Source organism: Mycolicibacterium madagascariense, assembly GCF_010729665.1.
Classification (GTDB): Bacteria; Actinomycetota; Actinomycetes; order Mycobacteriales; family Mycobacteriaceae; genus Mycobacterium; species Mycobacterium madagascariense.
Genome location: NZ_AP022610.1, coordinates 4,694,628 through 4,710,018 on the forward strand (window position 1 = coordinate 4,694,628; position 15,391 = coordinate 4,710,018).

The following is a 15,391-nucleotide window of genomic DNA, read 5'->3' on the forward strand; positions in this document are numbered from 1 at the left end:
CTCGCGCGGATCCTCAGCCGCGTTTCACGTCGGCGGCGGACGGTGTGACGGCGCGACGAGGCCGGGCCGGGGAGCGGTAGAGCTCGGCGAGCATGCCGACGGCCTCGCCGGTCGCTGGGTGCGGGTCGTCGCGCCACCAGACGAGCCGAACCGGCACCGGCGGCGCACCGCGGAGACGGCGAAAAGCGACCCCGTGACGTCGATACTGCGTGATCGTGCTCTCGGCCGTGACGCCCACCGCCCGGCCCGAGGCGATCACTGCGAGCCAGTCGTCGACGTCGTGCACCTCGTGCACCTTTGGCCTGCTGCCTGCCGGCCAGAGGTCGACCGTGGTGGTGCCGGTACGGGGATCGATCGCGACGACGCGCTCGGCGAGATCGGCCAGCCGCAGGGACCGGCGCGCCGCCAGCGGATCGTCGGCGGCCACCGCGGCGTATCGCGATTCGAGCCCCACGATCGCGTCGTCGAACCGGGCGTCGGTCAAGCCGGCGGCGTCCGGCGTGCGCAGCACGGCGATGTCGCACGCCCCCTCGGTCAGTCCTCCGGTCGGTGAATTCGTGCGGACCATGCTCAGCTCGACGTCGGGATGTCGAGTGGCCCAACGATGTTGGAATTCGACGGTGTGTCTGCCGACCGCCGCCCAGGCGTGTCCGATTCGGAGCCTGTCGCCGCCCCCCTGCGCATCGTGCACCAGTGCGTCGAGGTCGGCCAGCAGCCGTCGCGCCCGGGGCAGGATCCGTTGCCCCGCCGGGGTGGGCACGACCTCGCGGGTGGTGCGGCGCAGCAGTCGCAAACCCAGCTCCTTCTCCAGGGCCGCAAGTCCCCGTGACACGGCGGGCTGGGACGTCCCCAATTCCGCCGCGGCGTCGGTGAAGCCGCCGTGCTCGACGATGGCGACGAAGCACCGAAGGTGATGCAGCTGAACAGTCATGCGTCAAGCGTATAGATGATGCGGCACATGCATTTCATGTATGCGCGTCGTTCGGCCACGCTGAGGTCGTGACCGATGAACCCGAAGTCCGGCGCTCGATCGTCGCGGCGAGATCTGACGCCATCGCGGGTAGCGCACTCGTGCTGGGCAGCGCACTGTCGAACCAGTCCGGAGCCGCCGTGGGTGCGTTGGCCTTCGCCGCCATCGGTCCCGTCGGCGTCGTCGCGGTCCGGCAGTGGGTCGCCGCGGTCGCGCTGCTGGCCCTTGGCCGCCCCCGGGTCCGCACGTTCACCCGACGGCAATGGTCGTTGGTCGCGGCACTGGCGGCGGTGTTCGCGGTCATGAATCTCGCGTTGTACCTCGCGGTCGCCCGGATCGGTCTCGGCCTGGCCGTGACCCTGGAGTTCCTCGGCCCCCTGTCCGTGGCGCTGGCCGGATCCCTCACCGCGGCCTCCCCGCGCGGCCATCGCGCCGTCACGTTCGGGGGCGGATTGCTCGCCGGAACCGGCGTGCTCCTACTGACCCGGCCCAGCCCGACGACCGACTACCTCGGTCTCGGCCTCGGCCTCCTGGCAGCGGGGTGCTGGGCGAGCTACATCGTGCTGAACCGCCTGGTGGGCAAAGACTTTCGTGGTGTCGACGGATCGGCGGCGGCCTGCGGGGCATCCGCACTCCTGTACGTTCCGGTCGGCGTGGCGGCGTTCATCACCCATCCCCCGACGCTTGCCGCGCTCGGGTGCGCCGCGACCGCCGGGGTGCTGGCCTCCGTCGTGCCGTTCATCACCGATGTGCTTGCCCTGCGCCGCATCCCCGTCCAGCGCTACGGAATTCTCGCCAGCATCAACCCCGTGATCGCGGCCATCGTCGGCGCGCTCGTTCTCGGGCAGACCCTCGGGATGCTGGACTACCTGGCCGTCGCCCTCATCGTCGCGGCCAACGTGGTCTGCGTACAGCCGGCACAATCATGGTGTCTCGCTGATCGTCTCGCGGCTCGTGTCGGACGACGGCGGTTTTGGCAGACGGTCCCCCGCGAGGCTAGGACGTCCCCCGCGCGTGACCCCTCGTTCCGTCGGCGATGTCTGCCAACGCGGCGTCGACGACACCCCGTTCGGCGAACGAGGCCGCGAAGCCGTTGCCCACCAGTGTGGCCACGTCGTGGTCGGTGAGGTCCAGCGCCGTCGCGATGGCCCGGTAGTTGTCGTTGAGGTAGCCGCCGAAGTAGGGCGGATCGTCGGAGTTGACCGTGACGAGAACCCCCGCCTGCTGTAGGCGACGCAGGGGGTGCTGCCGCAGGTCGGGCGTGACCCCGAGCCGGAGGTTGGACAGTGGGCACATCGTCAATGGAATGCGTTCGTCGACAAGGCGTTTAATCAATTCGGGGTCGTCGGCGGCCGCGACGCCGTGATCGATGCGGTCGGGGTGGCAGACGTCGAGCGCCTCCCTCACGTAGTCGCTGGGACCGTCTTCGCCGGCGTGAATGGTGGTGCGCAGACCCAATCGTCGGCATTGGGCGTAGTAGTTGGCGAACTCGGCGGGCGGATTGCCACGTTCCGCGCCACCCAGTCCGAACCCGAGCAGGCGGTCATACCAGGGCCTGGCCATGTCCAGCAGTTCGAGCGCGGCAGCCTCGGTGCGATGCCGTTGCGCGGTGAGCAGTACCTTTGCGTCGATGCCGAATCCCGAACGGGCGTCCTCGATCGCGTCGAAGACACCCCCCAACTGGGCGTCTAGCGGGATGTCGGCATCGAGGAACGTCTGCGGTCCGACGAACATCTCGACGAGGCGGACGCCGTCCTGGTGGGCGCGACGTAGATAGGCATGGGTCAGGTCGTAGAAGTCGCGACGCTGCCGCAGCACGCGAGCCCCCTGGAAGAGCAACGTCAGGAAGTGCGGCAGACCCTCGAAGTGATAGGCGCCCTCGAGGTCCTCGATCGAGTTCCAGGGCACCGGGACGCGGTTGCGCTCGGCAAGCTCCAGCAGCATCGCCGGCTCCAACGTGCCCTCGAGATGGACGTGCAGCTCCGCCTTGGGCAGCTGAGCCCACACCCCGGACTCCTGAGTCCTCGTGCCTTCGCCGGTCAACAGCTCTCCCCGTCAGCCAAAGTCAACTCCCACAACGTATTTCAGATCCGCGATCATGGATGGCCGTGCCACGCGTGGGCCTCAATGGACAGCGTAGAGGCCGAGACTGCGTCTACGACGACTGGACACTCAGGCCGCCCACCGTCGAAAAATGGGTATTGACCGTCCACTACTGACATGTCTATGGTGGAATGTGAGGGCACCTCGAGTTCGAGGCCCACCCCACTCCGAGAGGCGAGACCGTGTCGATTGACTTCATGCCCGGACGGACGACCGCTGACGCACCCGAGGGAACGGTCGTGTTCCTCATCGGCATACGCGTGAACCGACCCCTGAAGCCGCAAAAGTGGTTTCCGGTGTTCCGCCAGATGCCGCGCATGCTCAAGGAACTGGGAGACCGACCCGAGCTGGGCCTACTCACGGCCACCACCTACCTCAGCGGGCGAACCGCACTCGTCGTGCAGTACTGGGCCAGCGCCGAGCTCCTCAACGCCTACGCAACGGCGCGGGATCACGCCCACCTGCCGGCATGGCGCGAGTTCAACCGACGCATCAAGGACACCGGCGACGTGGGCGTCTTCCACGAGACGTACGTGCTGGGCGGCAGCCACGAAACCATCTACGTCAACATGCCCGCGTCGTTCGGTCTGGCCGGAGCGACGACGATGCAGCCCATCACCTCGAAGGGCAACCGCGCCCTGCACCGTCTCGATGCCACGGTTCCCGACACGCCTGCGGTCGAACCGTACTGACACTCGAACGACCACCGGGCAATACCCCGACTTGCTGAAATCTGTTGGAGCCCTGACCTTCTCGATGCGGACGAGACGACGTGGCGTTTGCGGACGTTGACCGCTTTGGCTGAGTCATCAATCGGCAAATCAAGAGGTTGTGCATCACGTTGTGGCTGTGTTGCCGATGACCGGAAAGGGTTGGCAGGCGTGGTGAGTGGCCATGGCTGATCCAGGCGGGCCAAGGGCGCTCTTGTGGCGGATCTGTCGGCGGTAGAAGAGTTCGCAGAGTTGTTCGTCGTGCGCGCCCTGGTCGGCGAGGACGAACGCTTCCAATTCGGCGTCGCCTTGCTGCCAGGTGCTGGGACGGTGGCCGAGTAGCGGCTTGAGGTCGTCGAGGTCGGCGTTCGTGGACGCGACACCGATGTCGTCTTCGCGTTGTAGGTAGCGTGCAAGCCGGAAGGCGATCCTTAGCCGGTACTTGGCGTACTCGTCGGCGATGTCGGTGCCCCTGAGCATGTCGATGAGTTGTTGGTGGGCTGTGGCAGCGCGCGATGGCTCCACCGTGGGAATGGTGGGCGGTGCGAGGTCCACTCCGAGGCGCTCGGCGAGTGCTTCGATGGCGTGCAGGTTGGTCTCGCTGCACCAATGCAGGTTGGTCATGTAGTCCGATTCCGGCGCTGGGTGGTTCAGCGAGTTGCGGAAGGCCAGCTCGTTGGTGAGGGTGAAGGCGATGTGATGCAGTTGCACGGCGTCCACGTCCACCAGGAAGCCACCTGCCCGCTCGTAGGCGTCATAGAGCACCCCGAAGTCGCCGAAATGCAGGACGGTGTCTCGCATTCGGGGTGCGGCGAGGTCCATCATCGGATCGCCGATGTGCCCAATCTCGACGTCGAGAAGCGAGACCAGGTGGCCGTCGAGCTGGTGCATCTGGCCCGAATCCCACACGATCACCGATTCGCGGCCCCGAGTGTTCACTGGATTTCGCTTGAGCCAGCCGAGCACGAACTCCACCAACGGATTCGGGGCTTTCTTGCCGTATCGCCACACCTGTTCGAACCGGTCGATGCCGTAGCGCCCCGACCCCGCGGGCGTCCGAGCGCGCTCGACCCCGGCGGCTTCGAAGGGTTCGATCGGGAGGCGATGCAAGCGCGCCAAGGTACCCATGTAGTCGCGCATCACCGCATCGCGCTCGTCGGTGGACAGGCCGTCGAATCCCGGCCGTCCTTCGACGCGGGCCATGACATAAGCAGGCAGGTGGTCTATCCAGCCGTAGACGGTTGGGACGGGGATGCCGTGCTCGCCCATGGTCTTCTGCAGCGTCATCTCGTGGCGGAGCGGGAACTGCATGGGGATGTCCTCGCCGCGCTCACCGCGCACCATCAGCGGTAACGGCATGCCGTCGCGTTCGGCATCGACCAACCACGCTGCTCGCCATCGTGCCTGTCGGGTGATCCTCTGCACGTGCGCGCCAAGGTGGTCGGCGACCCAGCGGTAGATGACTGCCTCTTCGTTCATGGGTTGGGCACCCAGACATTGTTGGGAAAGAACAGGATGCGGGCGATCACCAGCGGCAGTGTCAGGAACACCGCATAGAGGACGTTCATGCCGATGATCCAGGCGATGATCTGGTGGAGGCGCTGCCCCGAGCTGGCGATGGCGGGTCGCACCCCGAGCGCCCTCTCGAACCACGTGCGTCCGGTCGCGTCGCGTCGGTCCAGGCTGGTGACCACTGCGGCGGCGAAGAGCGCCAGCGGAACACCTTGGTAGATCAACTGCAGTCCGCCCTTGTCGGTGTGGATGGTCGGGCCGATGGATTGCATGTACTGGAACCAGTTCGTCACATAGGACACGCCGTCAGCGGTCAGGAAGTTCCACAGCATGAAGGGGATGACCACGGTAACCAGAAGGGCGAGAAGGTAGTTGATGGACGGATAGCGGCGACGGAACCACCGGAACAGGGTCAGGACCGCCGCGAAACCGCCTGCGTAGAACCAGCCGTACCCGGCTAGCACGTAGACCGGTTTGTTGGGGGTGGTGTAAGGGGACGGACCCCACGGCAGCAGGGTCAGATCGGGGTTGTAGTACAGGTAGGCACCCCAGTCGGCGTAGAACTCCTGCCACCACATGGTGAAGCACCCGATGAACAGCAGTGCCGCAGTGTCGGGCTGGTCGTTCCTGCGCCACCGGTAGAGCAGGAAAACCGCCACGCCGACGAAGACGACCCAGCCGCCGATCTCCATCGACCAGGGGGCGACCGACGGGGGAAGTGGGCCAGCCGCGATCAGGTCGGTCCGTGTGGGCATCGTTGCGCCTCCTGTGGCAGTGCTCCGACAAAAATGATCTTTTGTCGGACTCGCTACACTTACGGCCATATCGTGAGGTTGTCAACCGTGAGCATGGAGGCGAATTGTCGGGACTTGCTGAGCGCCCACGACATGGCACTTGGGGTGCTGATCTACCTCGGAACGAAGACGAAGCCCGTGAGCGTCTGCTCGTCGCAGCCGAAGCCTGCTACGCCGAACGCGGACCCAGTCACACCAAGATGAGCGACATCGCCATCAAGGCAGGCGTGCACCGCTCGACGGTGTACTACTACTTCCCGAACAAGGACGCCGTCCTGGCAGCAGCCTTCGTCCGAGCACTCGAGGAGATCCTCGGGGCAACCGAGCCGTGTTGGCGCACCGATGAGCCGTTTCTGGATCGACTCGTCAACGCCTGCCTCGTCGGCAACGACGCCGCCCGACGCTCCCCTACCGCTCGCCTGCTCATCGCCAATGACGAAGCCACCCACACCTACCAGGTGGCGGAGGCATCCGCCATTTGGCGCTCGGCACTAGCGGACGCGCTAGGCGAAAAGCTTGCCACCGCAGCAGCAGCCGGGGAACTACGCGACGACCTCACGCCAGAAACCCTGGCGCGCTGGATAACTCGCGTAAATTTCAGCCTGATGGCCGAACCCGCCAAACCCGAAGACGGGGGCGAAGAAGGCGTGATACGTCAGTTGCTCGCACCGTCGCTCGCGCCGCGCCGGAGAATTCCTTAGCGACCGACTAGCCCGGCCTGCCGTAACGGACACGCCGTCGCGCGTGGAGAATGCGTCGGCAGTCGGCCTGGCGGTAAGCGTCGGTGCACACGTGAAGGCGGTCCAACGGATGGTCGGGCATCCGAACCCCATGGCTCTCGGTACCTACGCCGGCCCGCTCGACGAGGACGTGCACGATGTAGCGGACCGCCTCACACGGCGATCCAATCTACTGCGGACGACTGCTGAGACCTTGGCTTCCGTAACGCCCTGACCTGCCCAAATCTGGTGGAGCTAAGGGGAATCGAACCCCTGACCTTCTCGATGCGAACGAGACGCGCTACCAACTGCGCTATAGCCCCTGGTGCTGGAAGCACAGGCTACCAGTGCCGGTGCCGCCCGGAAAAACCGCGCTACTGCCCGGACGCTCTGGGCAGGTCGTAGTCGCGCGCGAACGGGGCGTACTCCAGGTGTTCGAAGATCGGGTCCTCGTCGTCGATCTCCAACACCACCGACCCGGGGCGTCGCAGCCGCGCGGGCACGACGTCGTAGTCGGGGTCGTTGGTGTTCTCGACGCCCAGGTGGGACCGCATCATCCGCTGGGCCCGGCGCCGGCGCACCTGCTCTTCGATGCGCGTCTGGCGGCGCAGGTAGCCGAGGTAGAGGATCGTGACGGCGCCGACCGTCCCGCACAGCCACCAGAACCCCGTCGAGACGAGGTAAGCGGCGATGCCGGAGATCAGCAGTAGCACCGCCATCCCCATCAGCATCCGCTTGCGGAAGCGGAACTTGCGTGCGCTGACGGCGGCGGCGGTCTTGGACTCGTAGGTGCGACGACGCTCGTGCGGCTTGGTCCCCGCGACGTGCAGGTCGACGTCGGGCACCGCGTCGAACTCCGAGGTGTCCTCGACGTACTCGTAGTCGTGGTCGGTGCCCTCATCCGAGGCGGCAGCGAACTCGTCGGTCATCTCGTCGTCGGCGCGAGCGTCGACCTCGTGGTCGTCGTCGGCGGGCTCGTCGACCTCGTGCAGGTCGTCGACGGAGAAGGCCTTGGTGTTCTCGTCGAACTCCAGGGGCAGCTCGGGATCGCGGTCCAGCGTCACCTGCGCGGAGGCGCCGATGGGCAGGGCCCCCGAGTCCTCCTCGACGATGTCGACGTCCAGATAGTCGGGTTCGGTCTGCGCCTTCGCCGGGGCCATCGTCACGACGGTCTTCGCAGGCGCGGCGACCGGCTCGTCCTCGTCGAGGTCGTCGTCGAGGTCGTCGTGGGTGGGACGCCAGTGCGGGTCGCTGTCGTGACCGGCCGCGGGCTTGCGTCGCCGAAGCAGTCGCTCACCGCTGCGCGTGTTCAGTACCCGGGTGGCCAGGGCCACGTCGCTGGTGCGCCGCACCGTTTCGCGCTTGCTCACCAACATGGGAACGAGCACGAACAACCACAGCACGACGAGGGATATCCACAGAAGGGATTGGGGGATGCTTGGCATGTCGCCGGCTCCTTTCCCCGTAAGGCTAGGTCCGTGACCAGCGCACCCGGGGTCGACGCGCCGAGGTCAATTACACACCTGTGATTCACCTCTTACAAGCACATCTGTCCCTTGAGTCACATCTGTCACAGGTTCACGCCCATGTCGCCCGTCCGTCGCGGACCAGCGCAGACGTCGCCGAGCCGGTGAGCTCCTCGATGGTGATCGCCACCAGCAGGTGGTCCCGCCACGCCCCGTCCACCTCCAGATAGCGCCGAAGCAGACCCTCCTCGCGGAAGCGCGCCTTCGCCAGCACGGCTCGACTCGGCGCGTTCTCCGGACGCACCGTCGCCTCGATGCGGTGCAGTCCCACCGGCCCGAAGCCGTGGTCGAGACCCAACGCGACCGCGCCGGTCGCGACGCCGCCACCGTTGTGTTCCTTGGCCACCCAGTAGCCGATCCATGCCGAACGCAGCGCGCCGTGGGTCACGTTGCCAATGGTCAGCTGTCCGCAGAACTCACCGTCCAGCTCGATGGCGTAGGGCAGCATGCGACCCTTGCGCGCCTCGCTGCGAAGCCCGGAGCAGATCGTCGGCCACGACGAAATCGCGTGTCGCACTTGCCAATTCACGTCGGCCACCGGCTCCCACGGCTCCAGGTGGGCCTGGTCGGTCAGCCGGATGCGACTCCACGCCGCGCCGTCGCGCAGCCGCACCGGCCGCAGCCGCACCAGACCCGCGGGCACCCGCAGCGGACCCACGGGCTTCGGCCAACCCGGGTGCATGGTGGTCGAGCGCCAGAGGTTCATGTCCGACGATCGTCAGCCGCGTTGCGCCAGGAAGGCGACGTCCACGATCTCGCCGGTGCGGACCTGCTCCGCCTCGCCGGGTATCACGACCAGGCAGTTGGCTTCTGCCAGCGTCGCCAGCAGATGCGACGACGCGCCGGGCGCGCCGCCGAGTGCCTGCACCAGATATTCGCCGGTGTCCTGGTCGCGCATCAGCTGCCCGCGGAGGTAGCCCTTGCGCCCCGCGACCGACGTGATCGGCGACAGCGTGCGGGCCTGCACGACACGCCGAAGGGGCTGCCGTTTGCCCAGCGACATGCGGATCAGCGGGCGAACCATCACCTCGAACACCACCAGCGCACTCACCGGATTCGCGGGCAGCAGGAACACCGGCACACCGTCGCGGCCCAGCTGACCGAACCCCTGCACCGAGCCGGGATGCATCGCGATGCGCGCGACCTCGATGTCCCCCAGCTCGGAGAGCACCGCCCGCACGCTCTCGGCGGCCGTGCCGCCCACCGCGCCGGCGATCACCAGGACCTCGGCGCGGTTGATCTGCCCCTCGACGACGTCGCGCAGACCCTTGGACTCGGTGTCGACGATGCCGACGCGGTTGACCTCGGCGCCGGCGTCGCGACCCGCCGCGGCCAGCGCATAGGAGTTGACGTCGTAGACCTGCCCGTTGCCCGGCGTCCTCGACACGTCGACGAGTTCGCCGCCGACGCTCATGACCGACAGCCGGGGCCGCGGGTGCACCAGCACCCGTTCGCGTCCGACCGCCGCGAGCAACCCCACTTGGGCCGCGCCGATGATGGTCCCCGATCGCACGGCCACGTCACCGGGCTGCACGTCGTCGCCGGTGCGGCGGACATAGGCCCCGGATCGCACACCGCGCAGCACGCGCACCCGGGAATCACCGCCGTCGGTCCAGCGCAGCGGGAGCACGGCGTCGGCGAGGGTCGGCATCGGCGCGCCCGTCTGCACCCTGGCCGCCTGGCGTGGCTGGAGTCGGCTCGGCGTCTTGGCGCCCGCCTCGATGACCCCCATGACGGGAAGACTGACGTCGCCACCGCCGCCCTCGTCGCCGTCACCGGACTCGACCCCGAGGACGTCGACGCTGCGCACCGCGTAGCCATCGATCGCCGCCTGGTCGAAGCCGGGTAGCGGCCGTTCGGTGACGACCTCCTCGGCGCACATCAGCCCCTGCGCTTCGGCGATCGCGACCCGCACGGGCCTCGGCGCCACCGCGGCGGCAGCCACCCTTGCTTGCTGCTCCTCCACCGAACGCACTCATGCGCCTTTCTTCAGTCGCGGAGCCCCAGGCTAGTCAGTTGGCGCCCAGGCCCAGTCGCTCCACCAGCCAGCGCCGCAGATCCGGCCCGTAGTCGTCACGCTCCAAGGCAAAGTCAACCGCAGCCTTGAGGTAGCCGCCGGGATTTCCCAGGTCGTGTCGGCGCCCGCGGTGCACGACGACGTGGACCGGGTGGCCCTCCTCGATCAGCAGCGCGATGGCGTCGGTCAGCTGAATCTCGCCGCCCACCCCGCGCGGCACCCGCCGCAACGCGTCGAAGATCGCCCGGTCCAACACGTAGCGACCCGCGGCGGCAAACAGCGACGGCGCGTCCTCGGCCTTGGGCTTCTCGACCATGCCCCTGACCCGCAGCACGTTCGGGTTCGCGGCATCTGGCACCACCTCGACGTCGAACACGCCGTAGGCGCTGATCTCGTCGGCAGGCACCTCGATGGCGCACAACACCGATCCCCCGCGCTTGGCACGCACCTTCGACATGGTCTCGAGCACGCCCGTCGGCAACACCAGATCGTCGGGCAGTAGCACCGCGACGGCGTCCTCGTCCGGCTGCAGGGTGGACTCGACGCAGCTGACGGCGTGCCCGAGCCCCAGCGGTTCGCTCTGCACGACGGACTCGACCTTGATCAGAGCGGGGGCGCGACGCACCTTCTCCAGCATCAGATGCTTGCCGCGGGCCTCGAGCGTGCCCTCGAGGATGAGGTCTTCGACGAAGTGCGCGACGACGCCGTCCTTGCCCTCGGAGGTGACGATGACGAGACGTTCGGCGCCTGCCTCGGCCGCTTCGGCGGCCACCAGTTCGATGCCGGGGGTGTCGACGACGGGTAGCAACTCCTTGGGGACCGTCTTGGTAGCGGGGAGGAATCGCGTCCCCAAGCCCGCGGCCGGAACGATCGCGGTGCGTGGAATCGGCACCAGAGCCCGTGTCGTCATCGTTCACACCCTAACGTGATCGACGTCTGGCAACCCGGCAAGCCCGCGATGTTCGACATGACATGGTGAACCCGTGCAGGAAACCAAGGCCGAACTGCGGGCCGGCATCCTCGCCGCCCGCCGCGCGCTCGCCGCGGAGGTCCGCACCGCCGAGGCCGAGGCGCTGTGCGCACGCCTCGTCGACCTGGTGCGACCGGGTGACACCGTGTGCGCCTACTTCCCCGTCGGGTCCGAACCCGGTGCCCCGACCATGCTGGATGCGTTGGTGTCCGCGGGTGCCATCGTGTTGCTGCCGGTCGCGCGCGAGGACGCCGCCGGCACCCCGCTGCCACTGCTGTGGGGTGAGTACCGCAAGGGCGGACTCGTCGCTGCGGGCCACGGACTGCGCGAGCCGTCCCCGCCGTGGCGACCGGCCGAGGCGATCGGCGCGGTGGCACTCGTCGTGGTCCCCGCCCTGGCCGTCGACCGGTCCGGCACCCGGTTGGGCCGGGGCGCCGGCTTCTACGACCGGTCACTTCCCCTGGCGGACCCGAGCGCGCGGCTGGTGGCGATGCTCCGCGACGACGAGGTGTTCGACGCCTTGCCCGGCGAACCGCACGACGTCCCGATGACGCACGCGCTGACACCGGGCCGCGGCCTCCTCGCGCTCGCGGAACCGCCGGGAATGGCCCGACCCACGTAGCGGTTCTAGCACTTGAGCAGTTAGAGTGCTAACACAGTTCGTCATTCCTCGGAGGTTTTGGTGCCGACCTATTCGTACGCATGTACCGAGTGCGACAACCGTTTCGACGCCGTACAGGCCTTCACCGACGATGCCCTCACGACGTGCCCGAAGTGCTCGGGCCGGCTGCGCAAGCTGTTCGGTTCGGTCGGTGTCGTCTTCAAGGGCAGCGGCTTCTACCGCAATGACAGCCGCGACTCCGCCAAGAGCACCATCAACGGCTCCAGCAGCAGCGAGTCCTCGTCGTCCTCCTCGGAGAAGTCCTCGGACGCGTCGTCGTCCAAGCCCGCCGACAAGCCGAAGTCGAGCGAGAAGTCCGCAGACAAGTCCTCTGGCTCCTCGTCGAGTTCCAGTGCCTCCAGCTCGGCGTCGTCGTCGAGCAGCGCCGCCAGCTCCTAGTTGTCCACAGGCCGTCGGCCGACCCCTGTCGCACCGGGCCCGCGCTGCCTAGCGTGGCGGTGTGGCGCAATCCCTGAATCCCTCGCGAGCGGCACGGCTGCTGGCCCTGCGGCCCGACTGGACGCGCACCGCCGCGGCCCGTCGGACGACCGCCGGGGCGCTGGTCGTACTGGCCGCCGTCGTCGCACTGCGTCCGGACCCCTCGGCGGGGCACGTCGACGTGGTGGTCGCGGCGCGCGACCTCGCTCCGGGGCACGCGCTCGCGGCGACCGACCTGAACCTTGAATCCCGTTCGGCCACAACGGTTCCCGATGGTGCGCAGGCCGACGTCGGCCGGCTGATCGGGGCGACGCTGACGGGGCCTGCCCGCCGGGGTGAGGTGGTGACCGACGTCCGGGTGCTCAGCTCGCGGCTCGCCGACGCCACCGCCGGGCCGGACGCGCGCATCGTGCCGATCCATCCCGCCGACGCCGCCCTGCTGGACCTGGTGCGCCCCGGGGACGTGGTCGACGTGCTCACCGTGTCGGACCCCGAGGCCGGCGGACCGGCGCACGTGGGCGACGGTGGACGGCCCCGGGTGGTGGCGACCGGCGCCGTCGTGGTCCTGGTGTCGGCCAAGGCTAAGGACGTCGCGCGCGACGGCGTCGTGCTCGTCGCACTGCCCGCGGCACAGGCCAACGACGTCGCCGGCGCCTCCCTGTCGCAGGAGATCACCCTGACCTTTCACTGAGCGCCGCGGCGCAGAAGCGCGCATTCAGGGGTCCTCCAGCGTTAGCGTTGAACTCCCTGGGGCCGGCCACCCGAACAGCCCCACCCAACGAAAGGGCTCTGCACGTGCTGAAGGGTTTCAAGGAGTTCCTCTCCCGCGGCAACATCGTCGATCTGTCCGTCGCGGTCGTCATCGGCACCGCGTTCACCGCGCTCGTCAAGACGTTCACCGACAGCATCATCACCCCGTTGACCAGCCGCATCGGCGCCAGCAGCACCAACGTCGGACTCCTGAAGATCAACATCGGCGGCGGCCAGACCATCGACCTCAACGTCCTGATCTCTGCGGCCATCAACTTCGTGCTGGTGGCGGCGGTCGTTTACTTCCTGGTCGTGGTGCCCTACAACCGGCTGCGCAAGCGCGGCGAGGTCGAGCAGGCCCAGGACACCGAGCTCAGCCTGCTCACCGAGATCCGCAACCTGCTCAAGGACGGCGCCAGCGTCGAGACCGTCACCGGACCAGGCACGGGCCCCAGCCCGGACACCGCCACGCACACCAGCGGCGACAAGTAGGTACACGACGAGAACAGCCCCCGGCCGAGGCCGGGGGCTGTTGTCGTGAGACTAGGGAATCAGTTCATGTTCCACGGGTCGCCGTAGGTGGTGACGCTGTCACCGGTGGAGGCGATGAGGCGGGCGAACGGACGCAGCAGCACGCCGCCGGCCGCACCGGTCACCGTGCCGTGCGCGTTGGAGACCGCGACGCCGCCGGCCGGACCCTTGACGTCCACGGAGAAGGTGGCGACCTCCTGGATGCCGGGGCCGTTGCCCAGGTCGGCGCTGAAGGACACGCCGGGGAACAGGTTCGGGGTGATGATCTGTGCGAAGGCGTTCGCGGCCGTCGCGTCGTCGAGCAGGATGTTCGGGGTGGTGTAGCTGAAGTTGATGCCCACACCGAGCGACCACGGGAAGCCGATCTGGTAGCCCAGCTCCAGCGTGCCATCGAACTCGTCGCAGCCCGGGCCGGCGCAGGTGTACTTCGCCTGACCGGAGTGGAACCACTCACGGGTCAGCCGGTTGCGGTCCAGGGGGAAGACACCGTTCAGGAAGGTGTCCCACTGCTGCACCGTCAGGGTGCGCCCTTGCCCGTCGACCAGGCTCAGCTCGTTGTCCAGCCCGGCGTGAGAGGTGCCCGTGCTCGCGAACAGCGCTGCGACGGCCGCGAACACCGCGACCAGCACCCGACTGATTGCCTTCATGATCCCCCTGTCGCCACGGCGGACGGTCCGCCTCATCGTTGGTTGACTGCCTCACCGAGCCGCTGCCGTGGGCCCGGCCGCGAGATGAGGATCTTCACATGCGTTTCTTACGTACAGCTCATCGTCGTCAGCAGAACATAGCCGGGGGGGTTCGAGTCGGCAACCCGAACGGCGTTTCCCTCCCGCAGCAGGGCAAACCCGCATACGAAGACAGCCCCCGGCCGGGGCCGGGGGCTGCTCTCGTCGGACTAGGGAATCAGTTCATGTTCCACGGGTCGCCGTAGGTGGTGACGCTGTCACCGGTGGAGGCGATGAGGCGGGCGAACGGACGCAGCAGCACGCCGCCGGCCGCACCGGTCACCGTGCCGTGGGCGTTGGAGACCGCGACGCCGCCGGCAGCACCCTTGACGTCCACGGAGAAGGTGGCGACCTCCTGGATGCCGGGGCCGTTGCCCAGGTCGGCGCTGAAGGACACGCCGGGAAACAGGTTCGGGGTGATGAACTGGGCGAACGCGTTGGTCGCGTTACCGTCGTCAACGAGCAGGTTGGGGGTGGTGTAGCTGAAGTTGATGCCCACACCGAGCGACCACGGGAAGCCGATCTGGTAGCCCAGCTCCAGCGTGCCGTCGAACTCGTCGCAGCCCGGGCCGGCGCAGGTGTACTTCGCCTGACCGGAGTGGAACCACTCACGGGTCAGCCGGTTGCGGTCAAGGGGGAAGACACCGTTGAGGAAGGTGTCCCACTGCTGCACCGTCAGGGTGCGACCCTGGCCGTCGACCAGGCTCAGCTCGTTGTCCAGCCCTGCGTGAGAGGTGCCCGTGCTCGCGAACAGAGCCGCGACGGCCGCGACCAACGCGACCAGCACCCGACTGATTGCCTTCATGATCTCCCTAGCTAGTCGTGACGGACGCGATGTCCGCGGTTTCTGTGAGTGCCCGGCTCTACCGCTAAACCTGACACCTCGCAAGACCATGATGTGAGCAGAATTAGAATTCCCACATGCTGTTCTTACGCAATACTCATCGTTGACAGCAGAAACATAT

General features: G+C 67.7%; 16 protein-coding genes, 1 tRNA gene and 1 pseudogene. 7 read left to right on the forward strand and 11 right to left on the reverse strand.

Features of this window, described 5'->3' with window-relative positions:
- Positions 1-13: 13 nt before the first annotated feature.
- Entirely contained in the window at positions 14-931 is a 918-nt protein-coding gene (locus tag G6N60_RS22140; protein ID WP_163741301.1) for a LysR family transcriptional regulator, read from the reverse strand.
- A 341-nt stretch (positions 932-1,272) separates the two neighbouring features.
- Here G6N60_RS22140 and G6N60_RS28685 point away from each other — a divergent pair.
- Positions 1,273-1,854 (forward strand): annotated as a pseudogene (locus G6N60_RS28685) (EamA family transporter); the annotation flags it as partial.
- A 112-nt stretch (positions 1,855-1,966) separates the two neighbouring features.
- Here G6N60_RS28685 and add read toward each other — a convergent pair.
- Positions 1,967-3,013, reverse strand: a complete 1,047-nt coding sequence (gene add, locus G6N60_RS28690) for an adenosine deaminase (RefSeq protein WP_246240928.1) — start codon at positions 3,011-3,013, stop codon at positions 1,967-1,969.
- Between the two features lie 242 nt (positions 3,014-3,255).
- On the opposite strand from add, the gene G6N60_RS22155 reads away from it, so the two are divergent.
- Positions 3,256-3,765, forward strand: a complete 510-nt coding sequence (locus G6N60_RS22155; RefSeq protein ID WP_246240930.1) for a DUF4188 domain-containing protein — start codon at positions 3,256-3,258, stop codon at positions 3,763-3,765.
- 144 nt (positions 3,766-3,909) lie between these two features.
- Here G6N60_RS22155 and G6N60_RS22160 read toward each other — a convergent pair whose 3' ends face one another.
- Both G6N60_RS22160 and G6N60_RS22165 read right to left on the reverse strand, forming a co-directional pair.
- The gene (locus G6N60_RS22160) at positions 3,910-5,166 is read right to left on the reverse strand and encodes a phosphotransferase (protein ID WP_246240932.1); all 1,257 of its coding nucleotides are present in this window, start codon (positions 5,164-5,166) and stop codon (positions 3,910-3,912) included.
- 92 nt (positions 5,167-5,258) lie between these two features.
- Complete coding sequence (locus tag G6N60_RS22165; RefSeq protein WP_246240936.1) at positions 5,259-6,050, reverse strand: spirocyclase AveC family protein; 792 nt, start codon at positions 6,048-6,050, stop codon at positions 5,259-5,261.
- 185 nt (positions 6,051-6,235) lie between these two features.
- Between G6N60_RS22165 and G6N60_RS22170 the strand changes: the two genes are divergently transcribed.
- A complete protein-coding gene (locus tag G6N60_RS22170) occupies positions 6,236-6,790 on the forward strand; it encodes a TetR/AcrR family transcriptional regulator (protein WP_163744374.1) in 555 nt (184 codons plus the stop codon).
- 265 nt (positions 6,791-7,055) lie between these two features.
- Here G6N60_RS22170 and G6N60_RS22175 read toward each other — a convergent pair.
- From G6N60_RS22175 to G6N60_RS22195, 5 genes are all read right to left on the reverse strand, one after another.
- Positions 7,056-7,131, reverse strand: a tRNA-Ala gene (locus G6N60_RS22175).
- Between the two features lie 51 nt (positions 7,132-7,182).
- Positions 7,183-8,253 carry a divisome protein SepX/GlpR gene (sepX, locus tag G6N60_RS22180; protein WP_163741303.1) on the reverse strand — a complete coding sequence of 357 codons (1,071 nt, stop codon included), beginning with the start codon at positions 8,251-8,253 and terminating at the stop codon, positions 7,183-7,185.
- Between the two features lie 133 nt (positions 8,254-8,386).
- Positions 8,387-9,040, reverse strand: a complete 654-nt coding sequence (locus G6N60_RS22185; RefSeq protein WP_163741306.1) for a GNAT family N-acetyltransferase — start codon at positions 9,038-9,040, stop codon at positions 8,387-8,389.
- Between the two features lie 12 nt (positions 9,041-9,052).
- Positions 9,053-10,309 carry a molybdotransferase-like divisome protein Glp gene (glp, locus tag G6N60_RS22190; protein ID WP_163741308.1) on the reverse strand — a complete coding sequence of 419 codons (1,257 nt, stop codon included), beginning with the start codon at positions 10,307-10,309 and terminating at the stop codon, positions 9,053-9,055.
- Between the two features lie 37 nt (positions 10,310-10,346).
- The gene (locus G6N60_RS22195; protein WP_163741310.1) at positions 10,347-11,261 is read right to left on the reverse strand and encodes a UTP--glucose-1-phosphate uridylyltransferase; all 915 of its coding nucleotides are present in this window, start codon (positions 11,259-11,261) and stop codon (positions 10,347-10,349) included.
- Positions 11,262-11,334: 73 nt separating this feature from the next.
- On the opposite strand from G6N60_RS22195, the gene G6N60_RS22200 reads away from it, so the two are divergent.
- The 4 genes from G6N60_RS22200 to mscL all read left to right on the forward strand — a co-directional run bounded on the left by G6N60_RS22200 (position 11,335) and on the right by mscL (position 13,662).
- Positions 11,335-11,943 (forward strand): 5-formyltetrahydrofolate cyclo-ligase, encoded by a 609-nt coding sequence (locus G6N60_RS22200; RefSeq protein ID WP_163741312.1) that lies wholly within the window; start codon positions 11,335-11,337, stop codon positions 11,941-11,943.
- Positions 11,944-12,003: 60 nt separating this feature from the next.
- The gene (locus G6N60_RS22205; protein ID WP_163741313.1) at positions 12,004-12,381 is read left to right on the forward strand and encodes an FmdB family zinc ribbon protein; all 378 of its coding nucleotides are present in this window, start codon (positions 12,004-12,006) and stop codon (positions 12,379-12,381) included.
- Positions 12,382-12,442: 61 nt separating this feature from the next.
- Positions 12,443-13,111 carry an SAF domain-containing protein gene (locus G6N60_RS22210; protein ID WP_163741314.1) on the forward strand — a complete coding sequence of 223 codons (669 nt, stop codon included), beginning with the start codon at positions 12,443-12,445 and terminating at the stop codon, positions 13,109-13,111.
- A 104-nt stretch (positions 13,112-13,215) separates the two neighbouring features.
- Positions 13,216-13,662: a large-conductance mechanosensitive channel protein MscL gene (gene mscL, locus G6N60_RS22215; protein WP_163741315.1), complete on the forward strand. Its 447-nt coding sequence runs from the start codon at positions 13,216-13,218 to the stop codon at positions 13,660-13,662.
- Between the two features lie 59 nt (positions 13,663-13,721).
- On the opposite strand, the gene G6N60_RS22220 is transcribed toward mscL, so the two are convergent.
- Both G6N60_RS22220 and G6N60_RS22225 read right to left on the reverse strand, forming a co-directional pair.
- Entirely contained in the window at positions 13,722-14,348 is a 627-nt protein-coding gene (locus G6N60_RS22220) for a porin MspA (protein WP_163741316.1), read from the reverse strand.
- 256 nt (positions 14,349-14,604) lie between these two features.
- Positions 14,605-15,231: a porin MspA gene (locus tag G6N60_RS22225; RefSeq protein ID WP_163741317.1), complete on the reverse strand. Its 627-nt coding sequence runs from the start codon at positions 15,229-15,231 to the stop codon at positions 14,605-14,607.
- Positions 15,232-15,391: the final 160 nt, after the last annotated feature.

Excerpts from the sequence above, each read along its gene's own strand:
- G6N60_RS22140 (WP_163741301.1), bottom strand. The coding sequence starts at position 931 with ATGACTGTTCAGCTGCATCACCTTCGGTGCTTCGTCGCCATCGTCGAG.
- G6N60_RS22165 (WP_246240936.1), bottom strand. The coding sequence starts at position 6,050 with ATGCCCACACGGACCGACCTGATCGCGGCTGGCCCACTTCCCCCGTCG.
- sepX (WP_163741303.1), bottom strand. The coding sequence starts at position 8,253 with ATGCCAAGCATCCCCCAATCCCTTCTGTGGATATCCCTCGTCGTGCTG.
- G6N60_RS22185 (WP_163741306.1), bottom strand. The coding sequence starts at position 9,040 with ATGAACCTCTGGCGCTCGACCACCATGCACCCGGGTTGGCCGAAGCCC.
- G6N60_RS22195 (WP_163741310.1), bottom strand. The coding sequence starts at position 11,261 with ATGACGACACGGGCTCTGGTGCCGATTCCACGCACCGCGATCGTTCCG.
- G6N60_RS22220 (WP_163741316.1), bottom strand. The coding sequence starts at position 14,348 with ATGAAGGCAATCAGTCGGGTGCTGGTCGCGGTGTTCGCGGCCGTCGCA.
- G6N60_RS22225 (WP_163741317.1), bottom strand. The coding sequence starts at position 15,231 with ATGAAGGCAATCAGTCGGGTGCTGGTCGCGTTGGTCGCGGCCGTCGCG.